At 54.0% G+C, this 12,651-nt stretch carries 11 protein-coding genes; 5 read left to right on the forward strand and 6 right to left on the reverse strand.

Annotated elements, in window-relative coordinates:
- Window positions 1–46: 46 nt before the first annotated feature.
- From ABF824_RS12875 to ABF824_RS12885, 3 genes are all read right to left on the reverse strand, one after another.
- Window positions 47–1,762, reverse strand: a complete 1,716-nt coding sequence (locus ABF824_RS12875) for an alginate export family protein (protein WP_415489411.1) — start codon at window positions 1,760–1,762, stop codon at window positions 47–49.
- Between the two features lie 220 nt (window positions 1,763–1,982).
- Window positions 1,983–3,272, reverse strand: a complete 1,290-nt coding sequence (locus tag ABF824_RS12880) for an MFS transporter (protein ID WP_415489412.1) — start codon at window positions 3,270–3,272, stop codon at window positions 1,983–1,985.
- A 232-nt stretch (window positions 3,273–3,504) separates the two neighbouring features.
- Window positions 3,505–4,410, reverse strand: coding sequence for a LysR substrate-binding domain-containing protein (locus tag ABF824_RS12885; RefSeq protein WP_415489413.1), 906 nt, complete (start codon window positions 4,408–4,410; stop codon window positions 3,505–3,507).
- Window positions 4,411–4,541: 131 nt separating this feature from the next.
- Between ABF824_RS12885 and araD the strand changes: the two genes are divergently transcribed.
- From araD to ABF824_RS12900, 3 genes are all read left to right on the forward strand, one after another.
- Complete coding sequence (gene araD, locus ABF824_RS12890) at window positions 4,542–6,323, forward strand: L-arabinonate dehydratase (RefSeq protein WP_415489414.1); 1,782 nt, start codon at window positions 4,542–4,544, stop codon at window positions 6,321–6,323.
- Window positions 6,324–6,364: 41 nt separating this feature from the next.
- Window positions 6,365–7,192, forward strand: a complete 828-nt coding sequence (locus ABF824_RS12895) for an HpcH/HpaI aldolase family protein (protein ID WP_415489415.1) — start codon at window positions 6,365–6,367, stop codon at window positions 7,190–7,192.
- Between the two features lie 77 nt (window positions 7,193–7,269).
- Entirely contained in the window at window positions 7,270–7,773 is a 504-nt protein-coding gene (locus ABF824_RS12900; RefSeq protein WP_415489416.1) for a hypothetical protein, read from the forward strand.
- Here ABF824_RS12900 and ABF824_RS12905 read toward each other — a convergent pair.
- Window positions 7,763–8,599 carry an alpha/beta fold hydrolase gene (locus tag ABF824_RS12905; protein ID WP_415489417.1) on the reverse strand — a complete coding sequence of 279 codons (837 nt, stop codon included), beginning with the start codon at window positions 8,597–8,599 and terminating at the stop codon, window positions 7,763–7,765. The two genes, ABF824_RS12900 and ABF824_RS12905, sit on opposite strands and share 11 nt — an antisense overlap.
- Before the next feature lie 97 nt (window positions 8,600–8,696).
- Between ABF824_RS12905 and ABF824_RS12910 the strand changes: the two genes are divergently transcribed.
- The gene (locus ABF824_RS12910; RefSeq protein ID WP_415489418.1) at window positions 8,697–9,206 is read left to right on the forward strand and encodes a MerR family transcriptional regulator; all 510 of its coding nucleotides are present in this window, start codon (window positions 8,697–8,699) and stop codon (window positions 9,204–9,206) included.
- Here ABF824_RS12910 and ABF824_RS12915 read toward each other — a convergent pair.
- Window positions 9,203–9,895 carry a type 1 glutamine amidotransferase domain-containing protein gene (locus ABF824_RS12915; RefSeq protein WP_415489419.1) on the reverse strand — a complete coding sequence of 231 codons (693 nt, stop codon included), beginning with the start codon at window positions 9,893–9,895 and terminating at the stop codon, window positions 9,203–9,205. The two genes, ABF824_RS12910 and ABF824_RS12915, sit on opposite strands and share 4 nt — an antisense overlap.
- A gap of 152 nt (window positions 9,896–10,047) precedes the next feature.
- Here ABF824_RS12915 and ABF824_RS12920 point away from each other — a divergent pair, with 152 nt between their 5' ends.
- On the forward strand, window positions 10,048–10,968 hold the full coding sequence (locus tag ABF824_RS12920) for an SDR family oxidoreductase (protein ID WP_415489420.1): 921 nt from the start codon (window positions 10,048–10,050) through the stop codon (window positions 10,966–10,968).
- Window positions 10,969–11,065: 97 nt separating this feature from the next.
- On the opposite strand, the gene ABF824_RS12925 is transcribed toward ABF824_RS12920, so the two are convergent.
- A complete protein-coding gene (locus ABF824_RS12925) occupies window positions 11,066–11,818 on the reverse strand; it encodes an alpha/beta fold hydrolase (protein WP_415489421.1) in 753 nt (250 codons plus the stop codon).
- Between the last annotated feature and the right edge of the window lie 833 nt (window positions 11,819–12,651).

The raw sequence follows: 12,651 nt of genomic DNA on the forward strand, positions 1-12,651 counted from the left end.
GTATAAAAAACTGGCAATTATATAGTCTGTAAAATGCGCTATGATATCAAAATGTCAGCTCCAGATTTGACTGGACATAAGCCCCTTGAGCAGCACCGGACCGCAAAACATTATGTCCTAAGAAGACATATTCTCCCTCAAGACTGAAGCTGACATGACGAGTTGGTCGCCAGTTGAAACTGGCCTGCGGCAGGACCCCTGTATAATGACCACGAGGACGATAGGGAAAAGCAACCGTAGACTGGGGATATATCCCATCATGCGTACTGTTACGCCACATAACAGGAGATTTCAGTTGCAGTGACGTGTTGCTTGTTGGTGTAAGCGTTACAAGTGGACCAATACTGATCAGATTCTGCATGTTGAAATAGGTACTCAGATCAAGATAGGAAGCCGAGGGTGAATAAGGCGACAGAAACCCGCCCCATGTGCTGGTCGAACTGGTCCGGTAATCACCGCCTGACACATCGTCGAACTGAAGTCCCAGAGAAGGCCGTCCCCACCAATGACTGAAACGCCATGATGCTTGGGCGTTGACAGCCCACGCATTTACTTTCCGGGAGGGACCGTTTTTTGCCTGTTGAAACGTACCCCCTTGCCACATACCGCCAACAGAAAACTCGATTGGACCAGCATTGCCCCAGATGCGGGTACCAGGTGTATCGCGATGCGTTGAACCGGTTGTATTTCCATGCATGGCAGCAAGCGAACTATCGTCCACGATGAAGCCGAGGTAGAACGTATCTGCGAAAATCTGACTCTTCTGACCAAGAAATTTGAATTCCGGAACAGCATAGGACGTATACGCCCCGAAAAGTCTGTTTCTCCATCCGACTGTGTCAGCAAAAGGCTTGAGCGGAAGCTCGTTCGTCTGTGTTAAGTCGAAGATATCAACGCGAAAGTGCTTCCAGAATGCATAGCCACGCACACCATTCCAGGAAAATGGGATTGATGGATAGACACTTCCGCCGGTGAAGTAAGCAGGAGCGTCCAGAAACTTGTAACGACCGATCATGACACCGGTTTTTGCACCAAGAATATTCCCTTTTATTTCAAGGAAAGCCTGATGTAGATCAATCTTGCTGCGCCAGCGTCCAGTATAGCCATAGTAATTGATGCCACCGGCTTCACCGCTCATCAATTCGCCATATAGACGAACATGCTCTGTCAGATGCAGGTCTGCACCAATATTGAAACGCAGGTTAGACCGATAGGAGGGCGAGCGTTTCGTCGCACCAAGACCGGCATTCTGGTCATAAAAACCGTGGTGACGAAAGTTACCGCTAAGGCTGAGGTAGATATCCCCTTCGTTATTAAGTGGGATATATTTGAGTGCATCCATCGGATCGAGATGATTGCGTTTGTCACGAAGATTCGACCAGTCTTCCGCCCACCGGGCGACGGCATAATACGCAACGGTTCCAAAACCTGCGGCTGCGCCTGAATTGGTGTTGAAGACACCCCAAGGCCCTTGATGCAGCACTGCGCCAGGCAACTGATGCAAACCCAGAGATTGTGGCTGTCCATAGAGTTCCGGACGGGACGTCAATGGTGGCAGAAGCTGGGCCCGGCTCAGTTTTGCGGGAGTGGCGGTGGAAGAATTGCCCATGGCCGCAGCAGCATCTGATGGTGCAGTTCCAGTCTTTGCATGGGTAACAGGCGCTTGCGTCGATGCCTTGGCGGTGACGTGTGATTTCCGAACAACGACATGACCTGCTGTCACCGGGCGATCTTGAACCGTAGGTACGGTTGTCTGCGCCATAGCTCTTCCTGCCCCAAGAGCACAAAGACTGCCGGCGACAAGCCAGAAAGAGGAAGCGCATACCGCACGGGGAAAAGAAAACGCGCGAGGAAGGCGATAATGCTTTTCCGCGCAACATGCGAATTCTTGACTATTCATGACAACGTCCTTGTATTTTTATTTTTTTGACAGGACGCGCCTTTCTTCTTTCATGTTCAGAAGAAAAGGCTCGCAGGTTACCTCAGGTAGGCAGCGCGAGGCGTCGAATTTTTCCGACGACAAAGAGATAAAGCAGGATAGCAGCAAGACAGTGCACAGCGACGAAGAGTAATGCTCCGTCGTAGGAAGCAGTCAGCGACACGATGTAACCAACTGCGATGGGCGTTACGATCCCGGCAACATTGCCGATGCCGTTAAAAATGCCGGCTGCCAGACCAGGAACTTCTTTTGGGGCAATGTCGGAAATGACAGCCCACCCGATCGCGGCCACACCTTTGCCGAAGAAAGCCAGGGACATGATGGCGACGATGAGCAGTGGTGACTGCACGAAATTGCAGAGGCAAAGAGTTGAAGCGAGCCCCATTCCGACAATGAATGGCGTCTTGCGCGCGAAACTCGCTGAACGACCGGAGCGAAGCAGCCTGTCAGACAGCGCTCCACCGACAATGGCGCCAAAAAGACCGCAGAGTGCTGGCACGCTGGCGGCAAAGCCGGTCTGTGTGAGTGACAACCCGCGTGCCTGATGCAGATAGGATGGAAACCAGGTCAGAAAGAAATACAGAATGACATTGATACAGTACTGCCCGCCATAGACGCCCAGTAAGGTCCGGTCCGTGAGCATGAACTGGATCTGCCTGCGGTTGAGCCTGTGTTTTGTCTGCTTGCTCTTGTCGTCGATATCGACGAGGGCGCCACCTTCACGAATATAGGCCAACTCTGCGGCGCTGACGCTCGGATGCTGGGCGGGAGGACGCATCGTCACCAGCCACAGCACGGCGAGCAGCACGCCCAGCAGTCCCATCATGGCGAAGATGTATTCCCAACCGAGCTGTTGCGTGACCCAGCCCATCAGAGGCGCAAAGAAAGCGACCGCAACATATTGCGCCGAGTTGAAGATGGATGTCGCCAGACCTCTTTCGCCGATGGGAAACCAGCTTGAAGTGATACGACTGTTGGCTGGAAAAGCTGGCGCTTCCACCAGACCAAGTCCGGCCCAGAGGAGGAACAGTACCGGAAAAGCCAGCGTCTGCGGAACATAACCGGCGCCAGAGATTGCCAACGTACACAACGACCACGCGAAGAGGCTTACGCCATACACGCGTATGGAGCCGTAGCGGTCCAGCAACCACCCTCCCGGCACCTGATTCAGCACATAGGCCCAACCGAATGCCGAGAAGATGTATCCCATGGAAACCGGGCTTAACCCGAGGTCGTGGGATATGCTCGATCGTGCAATTCCGAGAGTCGCGCGATCACCGTAATTGATTGCCGTTATGGTAAACAGGAACGCGAGAACGAAGTATCGGATCATCGTTCGCCGTTCGGAGCTTACGGTTTCTGACGGGAATGTGGCGGTTGGGGTTTCTGATGACCCTTTTATTATATTCACCCTGTGTCTCCCTTGATGCGGGATCTGGAACACGCTGGACTGCTGCTGGCGAACGAGCCACTGGAACTCCACGATCACTGCGCAAGACACAACGCTCTGGGTGTCATAAGATCAAAATCAATCTGTAAATGAATCAATTCAAAACTGATATCGCTTAGTCCGAAGGCTCCCTTTCCTTGATGAAACGAGCGATCACATTCGTCACATTGCCTAAAACCAGGCTTGGATTATCAGCCCGATAGGCCATGAACAGTTCGGCGGAAATATCCGCTCCAAAGCCAAGACTGCGGTAAACAACATTGCTTATGCCAAGACGTGAGGCCGACTGGGGTATCAGGGCCACCCCCATTCCGGCCTTCACAAGCCCAAGCAACGCATGAATCTGGGTCAGATGGTGAACAAGCTTTGGCCGAATGTCCGAACTGATCAACAACCTATGCACAAGATCGTGAAAATACCCGCCACCAAGTACGGAATACATGATGAGCTCCTGCCCATCGAGGTCCGAAGGCATGACGACTTCCAGTCTGGCCATGGGATGATCTTCCGGAATGGCGGCGAGCATGGGCTCCTTGATGATCCTACGCAATTCGATATCCGGTGCGTCAAAATGCGGCCGGATAAAACCGATATCCAATCGACTCGAAGCCAGAGCCGAAAGCTGATCACGCGTAATCATTTCTTCAAGAATGAGATCGACGTCGGGGTAATGACTACGCAGCGCTGAAATCAGACGCGGCAGAAAATCGTAACTGCACCCCGGCGTAAATCCGATCGCGATCTGGCCCAGCGTTCCACGTCCTGCCCGGCGCGCGGCGAGCGTCGCATCTTCAGCATTTTGCAGCAGGCGTCGTCCTTCCGCCAGAAAAACGGCCCCAGCCTGCGTCAGACGCACGACACGGCTGGTACGCTCCAGCAGTTCGACACCCAGCACATGTTCGAGAAGCTGGATCTGCCGACTCAACGGCGGTTGCGTCATGTTCAGGCGGGTGGCCGCCCGCCCAAAGTGGAGTTCTTCCGCGACGGCGACGAAACAGCGGACCTGAGTGAGCTGAAGCATCAATATCAATCCTGTCTCAAACCATACCGTATCTAATCTGGACAGCCTGAGTCTGTCGCGTCCTAACTGAGGTGACAAACACCCGTCACGCGACAAGCACACGTATCGGGATGGACGAGGGAGAATAATATATGACTGAAGACGCCGCAGAGCGCGCCTCGACCGCTGGCCCAGAAAACACCGCCAAAACCAGACTACGGAGTGAGCGCTGGTTTGGTCCGGCCGATCTGCGCAGTTTCGGGCATCGTTCACGTGCGATGCAGATGGGTTATGATCCGAAAGACTGGGAAGGCAAGCCGGTCATTGCCATCCTCAATACCTGGTCAGATATCAATCCCTGTCATATGCACTTCAAGCAGCGGGTAGAGGATGTGAAGCGGGGCGTGCTTGAAGCGGGAGGCTTCCCGATGGAGTTTCCCTCGATCTCGCTTTCTGAAAACTTTATGAAACCTACAACAATGTTGTACCGCAACATGCTCGCCATGGAGGCTGAGGAACTGCTTCGCGCCTATCCGGCGGACGGTGCAGTGCTGATGGGCGGCTGCGACAAGACCACTCCGGGACTGCTGCTTGGCGCGATCAGCATGAACATTCCGGCAATCTTTGTGCCAGCTGGCCCCATGTTGCGCGGCAACTGGCATGGAAAAACGCTGGGATCAGGGGCGGATTCATGGAAATATTGGGATGAGCTGCGCGCCGGAAAAATTACTCAGGAAGACTGGCGAGGTGTTGAGGAAGGGATCGCCCGTAGCGCCGGAACCTGCATGACCATGGGCACAGCCAGCACCATGACAGCCATCGCCGAAGCGATCGGTCTGTCATTACCTGGCGCCAGTTCCATTCCCGCCGTTGATTCCAATCATATCCGCATGGCGAAAAGTTCCGGACGACGGATAGTGGATATGGTGCGTGAGGATCTGAAACCTTCAAAAATAACAACTCGGGCCTCATTCCTGAACGCCATCGCCGTTGCCATGGCCATGGGCTGCTCGACCAATGCGATCATCCACGTCATCGCCATGGCACGACGGGCTGGAGTCAATATCGGTCTTGACGATTTCGATCGTCTCAGTCGCGAAGTGCCGGTCATCGCCAATGTGCGCCCCACAGGCACGACCTATCTGATGGAAGACTTCTATTACGCGGGTGGTATTGCGGCCCTGATGAAGCGTATTTCGAGCTTTCTTGACCTGTCCTGCCGCACGGTTACCGGTCAAACCGTTGGCGAAAACATTGAGAAAGCTGAAGTCTATAACGACGATATCATTCGCCCATTGGATAATCCCGTCTTTACCGGCGAGGCTGGAGGGGCTTTGACCGTCCTGCGCGGCAATATTGCGCCAGATGGATGTGTTATGAAACCCGCCTGCTGTGACAGGAAATTCCACAAGCATAGTGGAACAGCACTTGTCTTTGACGACTATCCTTCGATGAAGAAAGCTATTGAAGACGAGGATCTGGACGTAACCGAAAACCATGTTCTCGTTCTGCGCAATGCAGGACCATTGGGAGGTCCCGGCATGCCAGAATGGGGAATGTTGCCGATTCCAAAGAAACTTATCAAACAGGGGGTGCGTGACATGCTGCGTCTTTCCGACGCACGGATGAGCGGCACCAGCTATGGTGCATGCGTTCTTCATGTTGCGCCAGAAGCTTATGTCGGCGGTCCGCTGGCACTTCTGAAAACGGGCGACATCATCTCTGTGGATGTGGAAGCCCGTTCGATTTCTATGGAAGTCTCCGAGGAAGAGCTGGCACGGCGTCGAGCCGAATGGAAAGCGCCCCCACCGCGTTATGAACGGGGCTATGGCTGGATGGCGGCACATCATATCATGCAGGCCGACAAGGGATGCGACTTTGACTTCCTGCAAACCGATTTCGGCGAGCCGGTCTCAGAACCCGTGATCTACTGAACCCGGACACAGTTCTGACAGGCACCGATGGAGGCTGGACGATGAGTATTATCCCCAGAAACCCTATGCGCCGCATCTGGGCGGAAGGGCGGGCCGTGCTGAATGGCTGGCTTTCCATATCCAGTCCGTTTTCGGCCGAGATCATGGCCTCCGCAGGCTATGATTCCGTGACCATCGACATTCAGCATGGAGCCGTCGATTATACCGGCATGCTCCCCATGCTTCAGGCAGTGCGTGCCTCCGGTGTGGCGACTATGGCGCGGGCAAGCTGGCTGGATCCAGGCTCAATCATGAAAATCCTCGACGCTGGGGCGTGGGGCATTATCTGCCCCATGATCAATACGCGCGCAGAAGCAGAACGGCTGGTCTCCTATGTGCGGTATCCGCCAAATGGCACGCGCAGCTTTGGACCGACACGCGCGAACTTCGCCCTTGGCAGCGACTATGCCGCCTTTGCCGATGATGAAGTCGTGTGCTTCGCGATGATCGAGACAGCACAGGCCATGGCCAACCTTGATGAGATTGTCAGAACGCCGGGACTGGATGGCGTTTACGTGGGGCCGGCCGATCTTACGCTGGGCCTGAGCGGACGCCGGTATCGGACCGGGTTCGATCGGGAAGAACCGGAGATGGTCGAAGCGATCCAGCGTGTCATTGCTGCGGCCCATGGCGCCGGCATTCGCATGGGGCTGCATAACGGCACGGCATCCTATGCCGCAAAGGGCATTTCCTGGGGTGTCGATCTGGTCACGGTGTCCAATGATGTCCGTCTACTTGCTCAGGCAGCACAGAATTCCGTTGCCGAATTCCGCAAAGATGTAGGCGCTCCCTCCATCGTGACGAGAACGGATACGGCTTCAGGGTATTGATCGCGGAACTGTCCGATTTGGGATAGGAAGAACATCCACAGACGACTACGCCGCTGGCACAAAGGCGGTGTGGTGGAGTGGGTTTTCCGGGTCAGTCTATTGTTTATCACAACGAACGGATAACAATCGACATTATCATTGTTCATGCACATCAAAATAGCATAGATGCTTGTAAAGGGAGGAGGCGTCTCAGTGTCTTTGACCGAATTTTCACCACCCTGAGCGAAAAAGCAGGCAGATCAAACCATCTGATGATTGATGCGACACACCTCAAAGCGCAAAGAACGGTAGCATTTTTGCTCAAAAGAGGTTTTTTCCTCTGTCATGTCGGGCGCACAAAAGACGGCCTAAACTCGAAACTGCATGCTGTGCGTGATGGTGAGGGACGACCGGTCCGACTTTATCTGACTGTAGAACAGGTCGGCGTCTTCATTGCAAACGCTACGTATGTAGCCGACGGTATCGTAAAGCCGATCATGCCGGGAAAGCTCCACAATAGTCACTTGGCAGGTAAGGCCACAAAACCATCACCAGCCAGGTGGAAAGACCAGCATCGCTACGGTACACGCTTCATCGGATGATAAACGCCAGGATATCGGCGTTGATGATGTCTGCATGTGTCGTGTGCATGCCATGCGGATAACCGGGATAGATCTTCAGCGTGCTGTCCTGAAGCAGCTTGTCCTGAAGGATCGCAGCGTTCTTGTAGGGCACGACTTGATCGTCATCACCCTGCAGCACAAGCACCGGCACCGTGATGGCCCTCAGGTCTTCTGTCTGGTCGGTTTCGGAGAAGGCTTTGATCCCTTCATACTGGGCCTTTGCACTTCCCATCATGCCCTGACGCCACCAGTTACGGATCGTCCCTTCTGAAACTTCTGCACCAGAGCGATTGAAGCCGTAGAACGGACCCGTGGGCACATCCAGAAAGAACTGCGCGCGATTGGCGGCCAATCCGGCACGCAGTCCGTCCAGAACTTCGATCGGTGCGCCATCAGGACTGCGATCCGTCTGGACCATCAAAGGCGGCACCGAACTGATGAGCACGGCTTTGGCGACACGTCCCTGCGGCTGACCATATTTCGCGACATAGCGGGCGACCTGTCCTCCACCGGTCGAATGCCCGACATGGATGGCGTTTTTCAGGTCGAGATGTTTGACAACAGCCGATGCGTCAGCTGCGTAATGATTCATGTCGTGCCCGTCGCTTACCTGCGCCGAACGTCCATGACCACGACGGTCATGCGCGATCACGCGAAACCCCTTGCTCAGGAAGAACAGCATCTGCGCGTCCCAATCATCGGCGCTGAGCGGCCATCCATGATGGAAGACGATCGGCTGGGCATCCTTCGGCCCCCAGTCCTTGTAGAAAATTTCCGTGCCGTCGGACGTTGTTACGAATGGCATGATACGTCTCCTGAACAATTCAGAACTTGATATTGTTCAGACGCTAACGTTGAACATAAGTTCAACGTCAAGATGAATTTGGAATGGGAAACCGGACATGAGGATTGGGGAACTGGCCCAGAAAAGTGGTTTTACGACCTCCAAAATCCGGTTCTATGAGCGCATTGGACTGCTCAAAGCGGTTGACCGTCGGTCCAACGGATACCGAACCTATTCATCTCAGGCCGTGACCATTCTGGGTCTTATCACAACGGCGCAGAGAGCCGGGTTTACCCTAGACGAAATCCGCGCCCTGCTGCCCTCTGATCTGACGCATTGGGATCATGCAGCTCTGACAGGTGCTCTGACGCGTAAGGTTGCGGATATTGAGGCACTTCAGGCTCGTCTGACCCAGAGTAAAGTTCATCTGCTGCGTCTGATTGAAGATATTGAGGCACGGCCTGAAGATATGGACTGCGCGGCCAATGCCCATCGCATTCTGACAAACGTGCTTGGCAAGTCTACTGAAGATCTCGACATGACGTCTGACGGTGTGCGTCTTCTGGATAAAGCGGATCGTCGTCAGTCGATAAGCCCGGATCTCAGAAAAAAAGCGGCATCCCGTTAAATCGCGTTCAAAAGAGAGAGAACTTTTCTCGCGGTTGCCCGGGCGGATAGCGGGTTCTGCCCCGTCACGAGCCTTCCATCCGCCACGACATGGGACATGAAGGGCAAAAGGGCCTTTTCGTAAATTGCACCCCGCGCTTTCATCCGTGCCTCAGCATTGTAAGGAATCTCGCGTGCGACACCTGCCAGTTTCTCCTCAGTCCACGAAAACCCGGTCACTTTCCGGCCTGAGACCAGAAGAGAGCCGTCTGCAAGCCGGGTGTTCAGGAGCCCGCAGTAACCGTGACAGACAGCGGAGACGACGCCGCCCTTTTCCCACAGCGCACGGGTAATGGCCTGCAGACCTACACTGTCCGGAAAATCCCACATCACACCATGACCGCCAGTAAAGTAGATTGCATCGTAATCGTCCGGATTGATGTCTGCGGGGCAATCAGTTGAAGACAGCAGGCCCATTTTTGCCGGATCCGACAGCCAGGCTCTGGCAGAGGCATCGCGCATTGGCCATTTCAATGCTCGCGGATCAAGCGGAACCTTGCCGCCTTTTGGGCTGACAATGCGTTGTTCATAACCGCTGGCGGCAAATATATCCCAGGCGTGCGTCAGTTCCGACAGCCACAATCCGGTCTGATGAGCCGAATTGGCAAAATGAGAAATGTTAGTGGCAACGTGCAGGATATGACGATTCATGACAGGCCCCTTTCAGTGCGGCAGGGTACGCCGACACCCTAGCTCTAACGTTCGAGCCTGATTAAAGGTCAATATGCCCTTTGACATTAAATCTGACTTCAACGTTAGCCTGCGTATCCCGCATCTACGAGACAACGCGGAGGGTGAAACGCATGCAAACGATTCTGGGCGCGAATGGTCAGATCGCCACCGAACTGACGCGGACATTACATCAGCATCATACAGGGGAGTTGCAGCTCGTGAGCCGCAATCCTCGTAAGGTCAACGAAGACGATACTCTCATGGCGGCGGACCTGCTTGATGCAGGGCAGACGACACAGGCAGTGAAAGGCAGCCGGATCGTCTACTTCACGGCTGGCCTGCCCCCTGACAGCAAACTCTGGGAAGAGCAGTTTCCCGTCATGCTCAGGAATGCATTACAGGCGTGCAGGATGGCGGGCGCAAGCTTTGCCTATTTCGACAATACCTACATGTATCCGCAGAACAGCCAGATCCAGACGGAGGAAACGCGTTTTGCCCCGGTTGGCCGGAAAGGGCGGGTGCGTGCCACAATGGCCTCGATGGTGCTGGAGGAGATGGCACGCGGGGACATTCCCGTGCTCATCGCCCGCGCACCGGAATTCTACGGTCCGGGAAAAACGCAAAGCTTCACCAACACCCTTATCATTGACAGACTCAAGGCGGGTAAAAGACCGCTGGTTCCGGTCCGTGACGACACACGCCGAACCCTTATCTGGACGCCTGATGCGAGCCGCGCGCTGGCAAAGCTGGGCAATACACCGAGTGCTTTCGGACAAACCTGGCATCTGCCATGCTGTGACGATCGGCCGACCTATAAGACATTTGTCACCATGGCGAGCAGGATTTTCGATCAATCCCCCGGTTATTCGGTCATCGGTAAATGGCCACTGATCATCGCAGGTATTTTTTCAAAAAAGGTGCGGGAGATCAGGGAATTGCTGCCCCGTTATGAGCAGGACAATCTCTTCGACTCAAGCAAATTCAAACGCCATTTCCCTGAGTTTTCCGTGACGACCTATGAAGAGGGTCTGGAACTGATCCTGAAAGAATAGAGGGACGGATACCGTCTTCATGCCAGATATCTGGCAATCAGAAAGGGATTTCTCTAACGGGCCGTGCAACCGCATAGCTTTCAGGCTGAGACGCGATTCATGAAATCCTGTAAAAAGGGAAAAACACGTTCAGGCATGTCTTCAAGTAACGTGTGCTTGGCAAAGGGTAGGTTAAACAACTTGCACCTTTGACCTGCTCAGTAAGCTCAAACGCCTGTTGCCGCGATACCAGCATGTCGTCGTCACCATGCACGACGAGCAGAGGGCACTGGATGTTTTTTACAGACGCGTCAGGATAGGCATTTGCGTCGCAACCGAGCCACATATGCGTCGCGGCCGTAAATAACTTTCTGAAATCTGGTTGAGGATTTTCCGCGTTATAGACCGATATTTGATCCCCAAACATCTCATGCCATTTTTCAAGAGTAATTGTCTGATAAATCTGCCGGGCCGGATCATTTTCCGGCAGCACCCAATGCGCGCCGACCGCTATGACGAATTCGAGATGTATGGCGCGCGATGCAGCCAGACGCAGGGCGACAATGCCGCCATCACTGTGTCCGATGATACCGAATTTTTGCAGTCCCATCGTGGTGAGGGCTACGGTAAAATCATCCTGAAGCTGTCGATATGTCATGGGAACCGTCCCGATACTAGAGCGACCATGCCCGCGCGTATCAATAGCAATTAGTCTATAATCTTCTGCCAGATACTTTGCGATCGGGATGAAATCGAGCCGGCTTTGCAAACCGCCATGCAGTAGTACAATAACTCTTCCTTGCGGGTTCCCGGCTTCAGAGACGAACAACTTTGTATCGCCAACTGATACAAATTTCCCTGAATCAAACATTCGATGGCTTTCATAAAGTTGGGCGCTCTGGAGCGTGCAGCGAGATTATCACCGGTAAAGCTACGTCCTGAAGATTTCATGCCGCTCACGCCAAAGGAAGATTTCAACATTGCTCGATATACAGTTTAGATAAATAAAAACGTCTGCTATTTTAGGTTCGAACGCAGATAGCAGACGCTCTGCTCTCCTCCGCTGATCTACCTGTCCGCTCAGTGATGTAAGAGCAGACAGAGGGCAGTCGCCCTCATCTCGCCTTAGAATGTGTCGTGATGCACCATACAAACCGGACGTTATTCCAGCTAAAATGCCTTAACTAGTATAGCGCATGGCATCCACGAACAATCTGAACGCCGCTCATGCGTTCTGCCGGTTCGGATAATAGAGATGATAACCCGGAAGATCTGAGGTGGACTTCCCGAGAATGTGGACCAGACGCCCGGCCTCAGTCTCCAGCAGTTGATCGGGCGCGAGGTCAGCAAACGCAGGTTGATCACCCGATGATCCACAAGGCGCGCTGGAGACATCGGGGCGGGATGCGCGCCGAAATATGCGGGTATTCCCACGATCACCCTGTCTGCCGCAATCAATTTCACCAATGACTTCACCGAGGCGAAAAAATGGCCCTCATCGTTGTTTCCCACCCCGGCGGCGGCGTGAAGAAGCAGACGTCCGGGACCTACGCGACGAAGCTGGCCGAACAGGGCTTCGTCACCATCGCTTTCGACTGGTAATATCAGGGTGAAAGCGGGGGGGGCACGTCAGTTCGAAAACTCGTGTGCCAGTAAGGAAGATGTCAGCACCGTCATCAACTATCTAACAACGCTGCCATATAT

Origin of the sequence: Acetobacter sp. (assembly GCF_047721705.1) — a bacterium.
GTDB lineage: Bacteria > Pseudomonadota > Alphaproteobacteria > Acetobacterales > Acetobacteraceae > Acetobacter.